The sequence below is a fragment of the Pantoea sp. X-Soil-ISGK-275 genome (assembly GCF_059730795.1).
Window position 1 is genome coordinate 33708 of sequence record NZ_AP035977.1, and the last position, 13836, is coordinate 47543.

Here is a 13836-nt window from a genome sequence, read left to right on the forward strand (position 1 = left end):
CGTGAATTGCCAAATTCAACAAATCGATTGCCACTATTGTCGTTTTACATTTATTTGTCCGGGTTTTAATAATTCAGCGGGAATTAATACAGGCCAGATTAAGGTCATACATAATATTTACCTGCAATCACCAAGGACAATATGAAATTAACTTCAATAGCTTTGGCATTAGGTTTTAGCCTGCTGGGAAGCGCGATTAACGCCGTGGCCGCCGATCAACCGGTTAGCGGTGGCAGCTTAACGGTGGGTGTTGAAACCGAACCGACCACTTTTAACCCGCAGCTTAATGGTCAGGATAAAGCGGAAATCACGCTGCGTAACTTCTGGGAATCGCTGCTGGCGCGGCGTCCGGACGGCAGTTTTGTGCCGTGGCTGGCGCAAAGTTATGAGGCCAGCCAGGATGGCAAAGTGATCCGCTTTAATCTGCGTCAGGACGTCACCTTCTCCAACGGCGAGAAATTCGATGCCAACGCGGTAGCTGATAACTTCCGTCAAACTCAGGTCGCGCAATATTGCGCCGGCACCAGTTTGTGCCTGATGGGTTCGCACATCGAGAAGATTGAAACGCCGGACGATCATACTGTGGTGATCACCCTGAAAGAGGTTTATTCACCGTTCCTGTCCTTCGCAGCGGGCTTACAGATTCTGGCACCGGCCAGCTGGAAATCACCGCAGCTGAAATCGGGCGGCAAAGATCTGGCGGGCACCGGGCCGTTTATTCTCGAAAGCTATGAGAAAGGCCAGCAGGTGACCTACGTTAAAAACCCGAAATACAACTGGGCACCGGCCACCGCGAAGCATCAGGGACCGGCATATCTCGATCGCGTGACCTATCGCTTCCTGCCGGAATCCTCAGTGCGCACCGGCGCGCTGCTGTCTGGTCAGGTTGATGCGATTGAAGGCATTTCGGGTAACGATGCCGGTGAATTCAAAGACAATCCCGACTTTACCTATCAGCATGCGCTGAATACCGGCACGCCGTATTCGCTGTTTCTTAACGTGGAATATGGCCCGACGCAGGATGTGAAAGTGCGCCAGGCGTTACTGCAAGGACTGGATATCGATCCGCTGCTGAAGTCGGTGTATCGCGGCGAGCGTACCCGCGCGTGGGGCATCACGTCGCCCATCGATCCGCTTTACAACAAAGAGCTGGAGGGCAAATACGGCAACAATCCTGATGCGGCCAACAAGCTGCTGGATGAAGCCGGCTGGAAAACCCGTGATGGCGAAGGTTTCCGCACTAAAGAGGGCCAGCGTCTGCGCATTGAGTTGATTCAGGCGCAGGCGACGGTGCGCGATCAGCGCGATGTGCTGCTGCAGGCAATTCAGGCGCAGGCGCGTCAGCGTCTTGGCGTCGATCTCAAGCTGAACTACGTGGATTCGGGTACGTATGCGGATGTGCGTAAAAGCGGAAAGTTTGGCACTATCGCCAACTCCAACACGCCAACCGATGGTGTGGATATCGAAAACCACTATCGTCCGATCGCTCAGGGCGGCGCAATTAACTACAGCCGCGTCAACGATCAGAGGATCAATGGCTTGCTGGATAAAGCCGCCAGCACGCTGGATCTCAAGCAGCGCCGCGATTTCTACAGCCAACTGCAGCAGGTCGCGCTACCGCAACTCGCGCTGGCAGTGCCGCTGTATGAACCGGAAGATCAGTTAGCCACCGCCAGCTACGTGCACGGCTACGGTTTCCGCAGCTATAAGCAGATGCCAGAAAGCGTTTACGATGTGTGGGTAACTAAACCGTAATATCGCCCGTTCCGTCACCGTAGGGTCGCCATAAATGGCGTAATGCTTGTCAGTTAAGCCAACGACGAGTGCGCAGACCGGGACCACTTTTGGTCCGGCGGTCCTCGCGCCGCTAGCGCGGTACCTTCACTTCGCTCGTCTGCCTGACGGACCGGCTGAGACGGGACGTCCTGTCCCGGCACCGCCTTTCGCCCGCGTCCTGCGGGCTCTCCTGGCTTCCTCGCTTCGTTCAGCGCTGCGGATTGCCTGCCCAAAAGTGGCCCCGGCCTGCTCCGAACCTTCTGTGCGTGTTTTTGAAAAGGGCACATTTGCTAAAGGCGCTGGCGCGTCTGCTGCGGCAAAAGGGCTATCCGCAGCGCTGAGGCTTTTACGTTGGGCCAGGAGCCTCACGCAGGGATGCGTGAGGCAGTTCGGGGCCGGCCAGGACGGCCGATCCGCGAACGGTCCGTTTGGCACAACGCTGAAGCCGAAGGTACCGCGTAAGCGGCGCGAGAACGGCCCGTGACGCAGCAGATGCGTCAGAGCCCGCTACCTGTTCAAAGCAAAATGCTTGCTTAACTGACAAGCATTACGCCATTAATGGCGACCCTACGAGGGTTTTATTTCCGTGGGCATTATTGCCTCGCAATAAAATACCATTTCCCATATTCAACAAATCGATTGCCGTTATTCTCGGTTTACTTTAATCCGCCGGATTTTAATACTTCCGGCAGGATTGAATAAGGAAACGGTCACCATGAGTCAGCTAATTGAAGTTGCCAGACCCGACGATGCGGAAGAAATATTTGCGTTATTACAGCGTGCCTACGCCGCGCTGGTGGCGCTGGATGTGCATTTCACCATTTCACAGGGCAACGTCGAGCAGGTTCGCCGCGTCATCGAGCAGGAAACCGTGCTGGTGCTGCGCAAATGGAAACGCGCGGTAGCGACCGTCACGGTGCGTTTTCCGTGGCAGCAGGATGAACATGCGCCTTCGTCGCTGCCGTTTATCCACTGGTTCGCCGTCGACCCTGATTACAAAGGGCAGGGCTACGGCCGCGACATCATTACCTACGCCGAAGAAACCCTGCTGAAAGAGACGTTGAAAGCGCCGGGCGTCTATCTCGCCACCGCCATCAAGCATCCATGGCTGAGCGAGCTTTATCTGCGTCGCGGTTATCAACCGTTTCATCACCGTACCAATCCATTAGGCGAAGCGCTGGTGTTTCTGAAAAAGGAATTCAACCCGCCAGCCGATCAACCCATCGCCAAAATCGCCTGAACAACTAAAAAAGCACCTGCAACCACCAAGGATCTTATGAAAGCGAATTCAATCACTCTCGCGCTGGGTGCCATCTGCCTGCTGGGAAGCGCATCACTTTTCGCCGCTGAGCAACCGCGCAGCGGTGGCAGCTTAACCTTTGGCGTCGAAACTGAACCTGTACCGTTTAACCCGCAGCTGAATGGGCAATCCAAGGCGGAAGTGACGTTGCGTAACGTGTGGGAATCGCTGCTGGCGCGCCGTACCGACGGCAGTTTCGTACCCTGGCTGGCAGAAAGTTATGAGGTCAGCCCGGACGGCAAAGCGTATCGCTTTAGCCTGCGTCGCGATGTCACCTTCTCCAACGGCGAGAAGCTGGATGCCAACGCGGTGGCGGATAATTTCCGCCATGTGCAGGATGCGAAGTATTGCGCCGGTAGCAGCATCTGTGCCTTGGGCGCGCGCATTGCCAGCGTGGCGACGCCGGACGATCACACCGTTACCATCACGCTGAAGCAGGGCTATTCGCCGTTCCTGTCGTTCGCCGCCAAATTGCAGATTCTGGCCCCGGCCAGCTGGAACTCACCGCAGCTGAAAGCCGGTGGCAAAGAGATCGCGGGCACCGGGCCATTTATTATCGAAAGCTACGAGAAAGGCCAGCAGGTGACATTCGTACGCAATCCCAATTACAACTGGGCACCCGCCACCGCTAAGCATCAAGGCCCGGCATATCTGGAACGCGTCACCTATCGCTTCCTGCCGGAATCCTCGGTGCGCACCGGCGCGCTGCTGTCCGGTCAGTTGGACGCGATTGAAGGCATCTCTGGCAATGACGCGGGTGAATTCAAAGACAACCCCGATTTTACCTATCAGCATGCGCTGAATACCGGCACGCCGTATTCGCTGTTCCTCAACGTGGAATACGGGCCGACGCAGGATGTGAAAGTGCGTCAGGCATTACTGCAAGGGCTGGACATCGATCCGCTACTCAAGTTGGTGTATCGCGGTGAACGTACCCGCGCGTGGGGTATTACCTCGCCTGTCGATCCGCTCTACAACAACGATCTCGAAGGGCAGTACGGTAACAATCCCGCCGCCGCCAATCAGCTGCTGGATGAAGCGGGCTGGCAAACGCGCGACAGCGACGGTTTTCGTATTAAAGACGGCCAGCGTTTGAGCATTGAGGTGATTCAGGCGCAGGCAACGGTGCGCGATCAGCGCGATGTGCTGTTGCAGGCGGTTCAGGCGCAGGCGCGCCAGCGTCTCGGCGTGGACCTCAAACTGCGCTACGTCGATTCCGGCACCTACACCGACGTGCGTAACACCGGCCATTTTGGCTCGATTGCTAACTCGAACACTGAAACCGACGGCATCGATATTGAAAACCACTATCGCCCGGTGAAAGCCGGCGGGCCGATTAACTACAGCCGCGTCAACAGCGCGCAAATCAACGGATGGCTCGACCAGGCGGCAGCGACGCTGGATATCAATCAGCGCCGTAAATTCTACAGCCAGCTGCAGCAATACGCGCTGCCACAGCAGGCGCTGGCGATCCCGCTGTATGAACCCGAAGACCAGATCGCCACCGCCAGCTACGTGCACGGTGCCGGTTTCCGCAGTTTTAAACAGATGCCGGAGAACGCGTACGACATCTGGCTCAGCGACCACTAATCAGGAGGCGAAGATGAGTCTGGAAAGCATTGTTACCCGCACGCCACGCGCGCGTCGGCCATCGGTGTGGCGCAGCGACCTGACGCGCCGCATCGTCAGCCGTCTGCTGGGCGGCGTACTGGTGCTGTGGGCGGCGGTATCGCTGGCCTTTCTCGGCGTGCATCTGGCGCCGGGCGATATCGTCAGCCTGCTGATCGGTGAGCAGCTGCGCACACCCGCTATTGAGGCAGCGATTCGCGCTGAATGGGGCCTGAACGAACCGCTGTGGTGGCAATATCTGCACTATATGTGGCGCGTGCTGCACGGCGATTTTGGCCGTTCTTACATGCTCAACACCGAAGTCAGCCATCTGCTGGCCACGCAGCTGTGGCCCACCATCAAACTGACGCTGGCGGCGCTGCTGGTCAGCATCATCTTTGCGCTGGTGATTGCCGTCGGCACCGCGCATCGTCGCATTGGTCGCCGCGTGGCTAACAGCGTGGAACTGCTGCTGGCGTCCACGCCCTCTTTCTGGATGGGCATCGTGCTGCTGTTTATTTTCAGCTTCACGCTGCGCTGGTTCCCGGTGGCGGGCGATCGCTCGCTGTCGTCGCTGGTGCTACCGGCGCTAGCGCTTGGTCTGGCGCAGGGCGCGGTGATCGCGCAGCTGCTGCGCCGTGAACTGGAGCGCGCGCTGGATGCGCCATTCACCCTGACGTTGCGCGCGTGGGGCGTGGGGGAAACCACTATTCGTCTGCGCCACGCGTTGCGTCATGCGGCGTTGCCAGCGGTGACTTTGACCGGTTGGCTGGTGGGCGGATTGCTGAGTGGCGCGGTGATCACCGAACAGGTATTTGGTCGTCCCGGCCTCGGCAAACTCACCGTCGATGCGGTGCTGGCGCAGGATCTGCCGGTGGTGCTGGCGGTGGCGATTCTCTCGGCGCTGATCTACGTGGTGATGAGCACCCTGGTTGATATCCTGTCGCTGTGGATTGATCCGCGTCTGCGCGGGGAGAGCAAATCATGATTGCCGCGCTGCAACGTCTTCCGGTTGCGCTGCCTGCTGCGGTGTGGGCGGCGATTCTGTTTCTCATTGTATTGGCTATCGCGGTGATCGCGCCGCAGTGGCTGGCGCACAGCGATCCGCTGCTGGCCGATCCGGTTAACGCGCAGCTGCCGCCGTCGGCGCAACATTGGTTAGGCACCGACCAGTTGGGACGCGATCTGCTGACGCGCGTGATCTACGGCAGCCGCTATTCGCTTTTGATCAGCGTGGCGGCGATGGCGCTGGCGGTGGTATTTGGCACCTTGCTGGGATTGGTGGCGGCGCTAGCGCGTGGCGTGGTGGATGAGCTGCTGAGCCGCGCGGTAGATGTGATTTCCGCCTTTCCCGATCTGCTGCTGGCGCTAATGCTGATCGCCTTTACCGGGCCCGGCACCAACAACCTGATTATCGCGCTCGGCGTCGCGTCGGTGCCGCGTTTTGCCCGCGTGGTGCGGGCACAAACCTACAGCGTAATGACCTCCGGCTACGTTGAGCAGGCGCGCACCTTTGGCCTGTCGCGCTTCACGCTGATCACGCGTCACATCCTGCCGCACGCCATTGCGCAGGTGCCGGCGCTGGCCACGCTGGGGCTCGGCACCGCGATTATCGGCACCGCCGGATTGAGTTTTCTCGGCATGGGGCCGCAGCCGCCGACCGCCGAATGGGGCCTGATGCTGGCGGAAGGACGCAACTATCTGCGTAACGCGTGGTGGATTGCCGTGTGGCCGGGCGTGTTTATTACGCTGACGGTGATTGCGGTGAATACGCTCGGGCGTTACTGGCAGGCACGTTTTGAAGGACGATCTGCATGAGCCAGCCATTTATTGATATCCAGAATCTCTCAATCCGTTTCGGGCCGCAGCAGGTGGTGAAAAACCTCAACCTGCAAGTCGCGGCGGGCGAATCGGTGGCGCTGGTCGGGGAATCCGGTTCCGGCAAAACCCTGACCGCGCGCAGCCTGCTTGGTCTGCTGCCGGAAGGCGCGGTGTTAACCGCCGACCGTTTCACCATCGATGGACGCGATATGCGCCACGCCAGCCGCAGCGACTGGCACGCGCTGCGCGGTCGCCGCATTGGCTATGTGTTGCAGGACGCGCTGGTGTCGCTCGATCCGCTGCGCCGCATTGGTCAGCAGCTGAGTGATGCGCTAAGCGCCGCCGGTCATCGCGGCCATTTGCAGGATAAAAGCATCGAACTGCTGAAGGCGGCGGGCATTCACGATGCCGAAAGCCGCCTCGAACGTTATCCGCATCAACTTTCGGGCGGCCAGCGTCAGCGTGCGTTGATTGCTACCGCGCTGGCCGGCACGCCAACTTTATTGATTGCCGATGAACCGACCACCGCGCTGGACATGACGGTTCAGCGCCAGATCCTGCAACTGCTGGCGCAGCGCCGCCGCGACGGCCACGGTCTGCTGCTGATCAGTCACGATTTGGCGGTGGTAGCGGAACTGGCGGATCGCGTGCTGGTGATGCGCGATGGCGAAGTGGTGGAGCAGGGCAATAGCGGCCCGCTGCTCAATCGTCCGCAGCACGCCTGGACGCAGCGCCTGCTGCGCGCGGTGCCAACGCCCGCCACACGCGGTTTGCGCCTTAGCGCCGCAGAACCGACGCCGCTGCCGCCGCGTCCGACACGCAGCAGCGCGCCGCTGCTGGAAGGGATCGGTCTGCATAAAGCTTACGGCGATCGTCTGGTGCTCAACGACATCAACTTTAGGCTGCACGCCGGGGAAACGCTTGGCGTGGTTGGCGAATCCGGCTCCGGTAAAACCTCGCTGGTGAAAGTGGTGATGGGCTTAACCGAACCGGACAGCGGCACGCTGCTACTGGAAGGCGAGCGCTGGGATCGTCTGCCGGAGAAAGCGCGTCGCGCCCGGCGTGCGCGGCTACAGCTGATCGCGCAGGACCCGTTCAGCTCATTTGATCCGCGCTACACGGTGGAAAAAATTATCGGCGAAAGCCTCGATAGCGCCGGAATTTACGGCGATGCACGGCGTCAGCGCGTGCGCCAGCTGCTCGATGAAGTGCAGCTTGGTGACCGCTTCCTGCAGCGTTATCCGCAACAGCTTTCCGGCGGTCAGCGCCAGCGCGTGGCAATTGCGCGCGCCTTTGCGCCGAATCCGGCGCTGCTGGTGGCCGATGAACCGGTCAGCGCGCTCGATGTTTCGGTACAGGCGCAGGTGCTGGATCTGCTGGCCGATATGCAGGCTGAACACGGCACCGCACTGCTGTTTATCTCTCACGATCTTGGCGTGATACAGCATCTGGCGGATCGCGTGCTGGTGATGCAGAACGGGCAAGTGGTGGAGAGCGGGGCGCTGCAGCAGGTGTTCGCCGCGCCGCAGCATCCGTGGACGCAAAAGCTGTTACAGGCGCTGCCGGTCATTCCCGACTGGCAGCCCGCGAACGCATACTAAGGAGAGCAGAATGAGTCAGACACAACGCCAGCTGCGGCTGGGCGCGATTATTCAGGGCGTATCCGGCAACATGTCGGCATGGCGTCATCCCGATGCGGTGGCGGATGCCAGCATTAACATCGATTACGTGCTGGATTTGGCGCGTAAAGCCGAGCAGGCGAAGATCGATTTCCTGTTTGTCGCTGACGGTTTGTACATCACGCCGCAGTCGATTCCGCACTTTCTTAACCGCTTTGAGCCGATCACCTTGCTGTCGGCGCTGTCGCTGGTGACTAAAAAAATCGGTCTGGTCGCCACGCTTTCAACCTCCTACAGCGAGCCGTTTACCGTGGCGCGCCAGTTCGCCAGCCTCGACCATCTGAGCGGCGGTCGCGTTGGCTGGAACGTGGTGACCTCGCCGCTGGAAGGCTCGGCAAAAAATTTCTCGCGCAGCACGCATCCCGAGCATGACGAGCGCTATCGCGTCGCCAGCGAATATTTGCAGGTGGTGAAAGGGCTGTGGGATTCGTGGGAAGGCGATGCCTTTGTGCGCAATAAACAGAGCGGGGAATTCTTCGCCGCCGACAAGCTGCATACGCTGAATCATCAAGGACACTACTTCTCGGTGCAGGGACCGCTCAACGTCGGTCGCTCGCCGCAGGGACGTCCGATTGTGTTTCAGGCGGGTGCTTCGGAAGCGGGCAAAGCCTTCGCTGCCGAAGCCGCCGATGCCATTTATACGCGCCAGGAAACGCTCGAGCAGGCGCGCGAGTTCCGTGAAGACGTCCGCCGCCAACTGGTGGCACGCGGGCGCGATGCCGATGAGATTCGTGTGTTCCAGGGCATCAGCGTGATTATTGGTGAAACCGAGGAAGACGCCGAGCGCCGCTATCAGCAAACCGCCGAACTGGTGACCATCGATAAAGCGCTGGAGTATCTTGGCCGCTACTTCGAGCATCATGATTTCAGTCAGTATACGCTGGATGCCCCTTTCCCGGATATTGGCGAACTCGGCAGCAACAGCTTCCGCAGCACCACCGACAAGATCAAACAGAACGCCCGCGAACGGGGCTTAACGCTACGTCAGGCGGCGCTGGAAGAAGCCACGCCGCGCCCGAGTTTCCTGGGTACGGCGGAGCAGGTAGCGGAAGGGCTGGCAAACTGGTTCCTGCAGGGCGCAACCGACGGTTTTATCGTGCGCGGCGGCACGCCAACCGCATTTGATGATTTCGTGGCGCAGGTGATTCCGCTGTTGCAGGCGCGGGGTATTTATCGCAAAGAGTATGAAGGCGAGACGCTGCGCGAGAACCTGGGATTGGACGAGCCGGCAAACCAGTTCGCGGTGCAGCGTAGTCGTGAGCAGGTAGCGTAATGTTGGCAAGGTCGCCATAAATGGCGACCATACGATTATAATGCTGTCACGCCGAGCGCGGCGGCGCGATCCTTCCACTCCCGCACTTCGTCATAAAACGCCCGATCGCTCACGCTGAACCCGCTGATCAAACACTCCGCCAGCAGATCCTGATAACGCTTATCGCGGGTCAGTTCGCTCAACGCACAGCGCAGTTTCTCAAGGGTTTTCGCATCGGTTTTGGCCGACGTAATTAGCGGCAGCGCGGCGCACAGCGGCGTTTCGCCGATGATCTCCAGCCCGGCCAGTTCCTCTGGATAATTGCGGCGCAGCAGGGCCCAGGTGATGCAATCAATCGCTGCGACATCCGCATCGCCCGCCCGCAACGCCGTCAGCGACTGACGATGGCTGCCGCTGAAACGCGTTTCGCTGAAGAATTTCCCGTTCTGCGCCAGCGAGGCAATCACGTAGCGCAGCGCGTTAAAGCCGGAGTGCGAATCGTTGCTGTTGCACACCGCGCGCCGACCACAGAAATCGCTGAGCGTCAGGTTCTCATCTTCGCGGCGTGCCACCAGCCAACTGCGATAGCGCATGCCGTCGCAGCCCTGCGCGCTGGAGTGAAAGGTGCCGACCAGCTGCACATCGGGTAGCAGTTCTACCAGCGGATAACCGCAGGTTTGGCTCAGCAGCAGTTGCTCATCGCGCCAGTGCGGCAGCAAATCCTGCGGCCAGCTAACTTCAGCTGGCACGCCGCGTTGTTGCAGCAGCGTCGTTAGCGCTGAGGTCAGGCCGATAGTCGCCTGATGATTGATGTCGTACATCGGTAACGAAAGCGTGGGCATCCTGTGCATCCTTTTGCGTACCCGGATGGGCATTAACCTCGACCGATTTGCGCCAGAAGCGGGTTATCCACTCGCCATAACCGGCGACGCGAAAACCGTGATTACGCTGATGATAGCCATCGCGATAGAGCAAATAGACTTTGCGTAATCCGTACCACGGCAAACCGGGCAGATCGTGATGTACAGAATGATAGTTGAGATTGAGGAACAGCAAGCGCCACGGCAGCGCGGCTTCATTATTGACCGAGCGCGCCAGCGGTTCTTCTTCGGCGCGATGCTCGTAGAACGATCGCACTTTGGTCAGCATCAGCGCCGGATAACTCACCGCCAGCACGAACCACAGCGGCGAGAAACCGTGCAGCGTCATCCAGTAAAACAGCCCGCTCAGCAAGCTGAGATGAATGATCCACATCGTCATCGCCGATGTATCGCGTTGGATAAAGGCATGCAGCAAGGTTTTGAGAGTGGCACCCATATCCAGCAGCGGGCCGATCAGCAAACGACCGGGAAAGGTGTTGCGCAGATGAATCACCTGCTGCTGCCACGGCTTGAGTTGCGCCCAGCGCTGCGGTGAAAGGTAGTAGGTTTCCGGATCTTCATCGGGATCGGTCAGCGTGTGATTGCGATGATGCGCCAGATGCGAATCGCGATATAAACCATATGGATACCACACCGCCAGCGGCAGCGTACCGAACAGCTGATTGAAACGGGGAAAACGCGTCGGGTGGCCGTGAATCATCTCGTGCTGCAGCGACATATACCAGGTGGTAAAAAGGATCAGCAGCAGCGTGCTCAAGGTTAATCCCAGCGTTTGCCAATAGACAACGCTGGCGAACCAGCCGCCGTACACCGCCACCATCAATAGCCACGTCGGCAATTCGCTGCGCCACAGCCAGCTGCGTGCCAGTTGATGCACCACCTCGCGCTGTTGCGCGCTGAGATAGGCGGATGTCCCTTTACTCATGGAGAAGCCGAACCTGTGAACAGTGATTAGGCCTCTGACGATGATTGAACACCGTGATGAACACAAAGAATCTCTTTTTCTTACTTATGCAAAAAAGTTGATGAAGCGCGCGAAATCTATTGGCTATCAGTCACCTCGTCTGTGGCGTAACCTTGCTGCATTGAAAACGTTTGAGCCTGCGTGGCTCACGAGGAGAATTCCAGCATGAAAAAGATTGGCTTCTTATCCTTTGGTCACTGGACCCCATCATCACAATCTGCCACCCGTTCGGCGCAGGACGTCCTGCTGCAATCAATTGATTTAGCGGTCGCGGCCGAAGAGTTGGGTGCCGATGGTGCCTACTTCCGCGTGCACCACTTTGCGCGTCAGTTGAGCTCGCCGTTCCCGCTCCTGGCGGCGGTGGGTGCGCGTACCAAAAAGATCGAAATTGGTACCGGCGTGATCGATATGCGTTACGAAAACCCGTTGTACATGGCGGAAGATGCCGGCGCGGCGGATCTGATTTCTAACGGTCGTCTGCAGCTCGGCCTGAGCCGTGGCTCACCAGAGCAAGTGATCGAAGGCTATCGCTACTTTGGTTTTGATCCGCAGAACGGCGAAAGCGATGCCGATATGGGCCGTCGTCATACCGAGGAATTGCTGGAAGTGCTTCGCGGTGAAGGTTTCGCGAAACCGAATCCGCAGCCGATGTTCCCGAATCCGCCGGGCTTGCTGCGTCTGGAGCCGTTCTCGGCTGGATTGCGTGAGCGTATCTGGTGGGGTTCTGGTTCCAACGCAACATCCATCTGGGCAGCGCAGCAGGGCATGAACCTGCAAAGCTCTACCCTGAAAGATGATGAAACCGGCGAGCCGTTCCACGTGCAGCAGGCGAAGCAGATTCGTGCCTATCGTCAGGCATGGGAAGCGGCGGGCCATCAGCGTACGCCGCGTGTTTCGGTGAGCCGCAGCATCTTTGCGCTGACCAACGACACCGACCGCGCCTACTTTGGTCGCAGTGGCCAGGATCAGGATTCGGTGGGTTTCCTCGACGAGAAAACCCGCGCCATCTTTGGTCGCAGCTACGCCGCCGAGCCGGATCAGTTGATCAAACAGCTGGCGCAGGACGAAGGGATTGCTGAAGCGGATACGCTGCTGCTGACCATCCCGAACCAGTTAGGCGTGGATTATTGTGCGCACGTGATTGAGAGCATTTTGACCCACGTTGCACCGGAGTTGGGTTGGCGTTAAGTATAAGGTGCGCAGCAATGCGCACCGTTTGTCGTAGGGTCGCCATTAATGGCGACCTTACAAAACCAGGTACAAAATCTCGTTCAAAAACCCATCAAAACGCTGTTTCCAGTGAATCTGTGACGCAATAATCATCATCTACCAGCGGCAGATAGCGCCATTTATCGAAAGCGGTACAAGGATGGGAAATACCGCAGCCGACCCAATCGCCCACCTGCAGCGGCTCATCATCCGGCAATAACAAATAAGCATGCTGATCGTTCACATCACTGATACGCAAATGCGTCGCCTTGCGTGGTGCGCTGCCATCGGCGTTGCGGATCCACAGCGGATTCGGCAGGTCCTGATCGAACGGCACATCGCGGCGGCCAAAATCCACAAACGCCAATCCCGGCTCTGGACGCGATAATACGCGGCCCCAAATCTCCAGCGCGGCGGCAAAATGATGTGTCGCACCCGGCTGAGCAAAGGGCGCGATGCGCGCATACAATCCGCTGTCGTGCGCCATATAAGCACCGGAACGGATCAGTGGCGTCATCGGCAACGGCAGTTGTGCTGCGGTGAAGCACGCCGTCACCACATCAAACCACGCACCGCCACCGGCGCTGAGGATAATGTGATCGCTGCTGAACAGCTGCTTTTCTGCCAGCAATTCAGCGGTAGCGATCATCATCTGGCAGTAATCCTTCACGCGTTGAATGCCGCTTTCATCACGGTTTGCACCCAGCGCACCTTCATAACCGGCCACGCCCACCAGCTTCAGCGCGGGGCAGGCGGCGATCGCTTCGGCAATCGCTACTGCGTCCTGCTGAGAACGACAGCCGGTGCGGCCACCGCTGACTGACATCTCCAGCAGCACCGAAATCTGGCTATCGCCGAGGTTCTGCGCCAACAGCTTCACGCCTTGCAGCGAATCGACATAGCACAGGAAGCCGTGATCGGGATGTTGCTGTTGCCACTGCGCAATCCAGCGAATGCCCGCCGGATCGACCAGCTGATTGGCGAGAAACACATTGCGGATGCCGAACTGGCGCAGCGCACGTACTTGTGCGGGCGTGGCGGCACCCAAACCCCACGCGCCGCCTTCAGTAATTGCGCGGCGCAGAATGGCGGGCGACATCGAGGTTTTCCCGTGCGCGGCGAGCATCACGCCGTTTTCACGGCAGAAGTCCGCCAGCTGGCGCAGGTTATTCTCCAGCGCCGACTGTTTCATGATCATCAGCGGCGAAAACACCTGATCGCTGCTGAGTACTGCGGTGCCGACAGCCAGCGGCGCATCACCTGCACCCGCGACCGATTTAAAACGTGGTGCGGTTTGCTGCGCATCCAGTAATCCATCCGCCTGCAGCGGAAAGCGAATCGACATA

At 59.0% G+C, this 13836-nt stretch carries 11 protein-coding genes; 8 read left to right on the forward strand and 3 right to left on the reverse strand.

Annotated elements, in window-relative coordinates; all coding sequences use genetic code 11:
* The first annotated feature begins 141 nt into the window (after window positions 1-141).
* The 7 genes from AC6I8A_RS19590 (at window position 142) to AC6I8A_RS19620 (ending at window position 9457) form a co-directional block, all read left to right on the forward strand.
* Window positions 142-1755, forward strand: coding sequence for an ABC transporter substrate-binding protein (locus tag AC6I8A_RS19590; RefSeq protein WP_497818978.1), 1614 nt, complete (start codon window positions 142-144; stop codon window positions 1753-1755).
* A gap of 736 nt (window positions 1756-2491) precedes the next feature.
* Entirely contained in the window at window positions 2492-3016 is a 525-nt protein-coding gene (locus AC6I8A_RS19595) for a GNAT family N-acetyltransferase (protein ID WP_497818979.1), read from the forward strand.
* A 36-nt stretch (window positions 3017-3052) separates the two neighbouring features.
* Window positions 3053-4666 (forward strand): ABC transporter substrate-binding protein, encoded by a 1614-nt coding sequence (locus AC6I8A_RS19600; RefSeq protein ID WP_497818980.1) that lies wholly within the window; start codon window positions 3053-3055, stop codon window positions 4664-4666.
* 13 nt (window positions 4667-4679) lie between these two features.
* Entirely contained in the window at window positions 4680-5672 is a 993-nt protein-coding gene (locus AC6I8A_RS19605; protein ID WP_256699022.1) for an ABC transporter permease, read from the forward strand.
* The gene (locus tag AC6I8A_RS19610) at window positions 5669-6502 is read left to right on the forward strand and encodes an ABC transporter permease (protein ID WP_154190070.1); all 834 of its coding nucleotides are present in this window, start codon (window positions 5669-5671) and stop codon (window positions 6500-6502) included. The genes AC6I8A_RS19605 and AC6I8A_RS19610 overlap by 4 nt, the downstream gene beginning before the upstream one ends.
* Complete coding sequence (locus tag AC6I8A_RS19615; RefSeq protein ID WP_265301872.1) at window positions 6499-8106, forward strand: dipeptide ABC transporter ATP-binding protein; 1608 nt, start codon at window positions 6499-6501, stop codon at window positions 8104-8106. Before AC6I8A_RS19610 ends, AC6I8A_RS19615 begins: the two co-directional genes overlap by 4 nt.
* Before the next feature lie 10 nt (window positions 8107-8116).
* Window positions 8117-9457, forward strand: coding sequence for an LLM class flavin-dependent oxidoreductase (locus AC6I8A_RS19620; RefSeq protein ID WP_293792452.1), 1341 nt, complete (start codon window positions 8117-8119; stop codon window positions 9455-9457).
* Window positions 9458-9492: 35 nt separating this feature from the next.
* Here the strand turns inward: AC6I8A_RS19620 and AC6I8A_RS19625 are convergent, their stop codons facing one another.
* The gene (locus AC6I8A_RS19625; protein ID WP_497818981.1) at window positions 9493-10278 is read right to left on the reverse strand and encodes a phosphate/phosphite/phosphonate ABC transporter substrate-binding protein; all 786 of its coding nucleotides are present in this window, start codon (window positions 10276-10278) and stop codon (window positions 9493-9495) included.
* Window positions 10175-11242: a fatty acid desaturase gene (locus AC6I8A_RS19630; protein WP_497818982.1), complete on the reverse strand. Its 1068-nt coding sequence runs from the start codon at window positions 11240-11242 to the stop codon at window positions 10175-10177. Before AC6I8A_RS19630 ends, AC6I8A_RS19625 begins: the two co-directional genes overlap by 104 nt.
* 204 nt (window positions 11243-11446) lie before the next feature.
* On the opposite strand from AC6I8A_RS19630, the gene AC6I8A_RS19635 reads away from it, so the two are divergent.
* Window positions 11447-12469, forward strand: coding sequence for an LLM class flavin-dependent oxidoreductase (locus AC6I8A_RS19635; RefSeq protein ID WP_008104762.1), 1023 nt, complete (start codon window positions 11447-11449; stop codon window positions 12467-12469).
* 94 nt (window positions 12470-12563) lie between these two features.
* Here AC6I8A_RS19635 and AC6I8A_RS19640 read toward each other — a convergent pair whose 3' ends face one another.
* Window positions 12564-13835, reverse strand: a complete 1272-nt coding sequence (locus tag AC6I8A_RS19640; protein ID WP_497818983.1) for an alanine racemase — start codon at window positions 13833-13835, stop codon at window positions 12564-12566.
* Window position 13836 lies beyond the last annotated feature (1 nt).

Excerpts from the sequence above, each read along its gene's own strand:
- AC6I8A_RS19625 (WP_497818981.1), bottom strand. The coding sequence starts at position 10,278 with ATGCCCACGCTTTCGTTACCGATGTACGACATCAATCATCAGGCGACT.
- AC6I8A_RS19620 (WP_293792452.1), top strand. The coding sequence starts at position 8,117 with ATGAGTCAGACACAACGCCAGCTGCGGCTGGGCGCGATTATTCAGGGC.
- AC6I8A_RS19635 (WP_008104762.1), top strand. The coding sequence starts at position 11,447 with ATGAAAAAGATTGGCTTCTTATCCTTTGGTCACTGGACCCCATCATCA.
- AC6I8A_RS19610 (WP_154190070.1), top strand. The coding sequence starts at position 5,669 with ATGATTGCCGCGCTGCAACGTCTTCCGGTTGCGCTGCCTGCTGCGGTG.
- AC6I8A_RS19595 (WP_497818979.1), top strand. The coding sequence starts at position 2,492 with ATGAGTCAGCTAATTGAAGTTGCCAGACCCGACGATGCGGAAGAAATA.
- AC6I8A_RS19605 (WP_256699022.1), top strand. The coding sequence starts at position 4,680 with ATGAGTCTGGAAAGCATTGTTACCCGCACGCCACGCGCGCGTCGGCCA.
- AC6I8A_RS19630 (WP_497818982.1), bottom strand. The coding sequence starts at position 11,242 with ATGAGTAAAGGGACATCCGCCTATCTCAGCGCGCAACAGCGCGAGGTG.
- AC6I8A_RS19615 (WP_265301872.1), top strand. The coding sequence starts at position 6,499 with ATGAGCCAGCCATTTATTGATATCCAGAATCTCTCAATCCGTTTCGGG.
- AC6I8A_RS19590 (WP_497818978.1), top strand. The coding sequence starts at position 142 with ATGAAATTAACTTCAATAGCTTTGGCATTAGGTTTTAGCCTGCTGGGA.
- AC6I8A_RS19640 (WP_497818983.1), bottom strand. The coding sequence starts at position 13,835 with ATGTCGATTCGCTTTCCGCTGCAGGCGGATGGATTACTGGATGCGCAG.
- AC6I8A_RS19600 (WP_497818980.1), top strand. The coding sequence starts at position 3,053 with ATGAAAGCGAATTCAATCACTCTCGCGCTGGGTGCCATCTGCCTGCTG.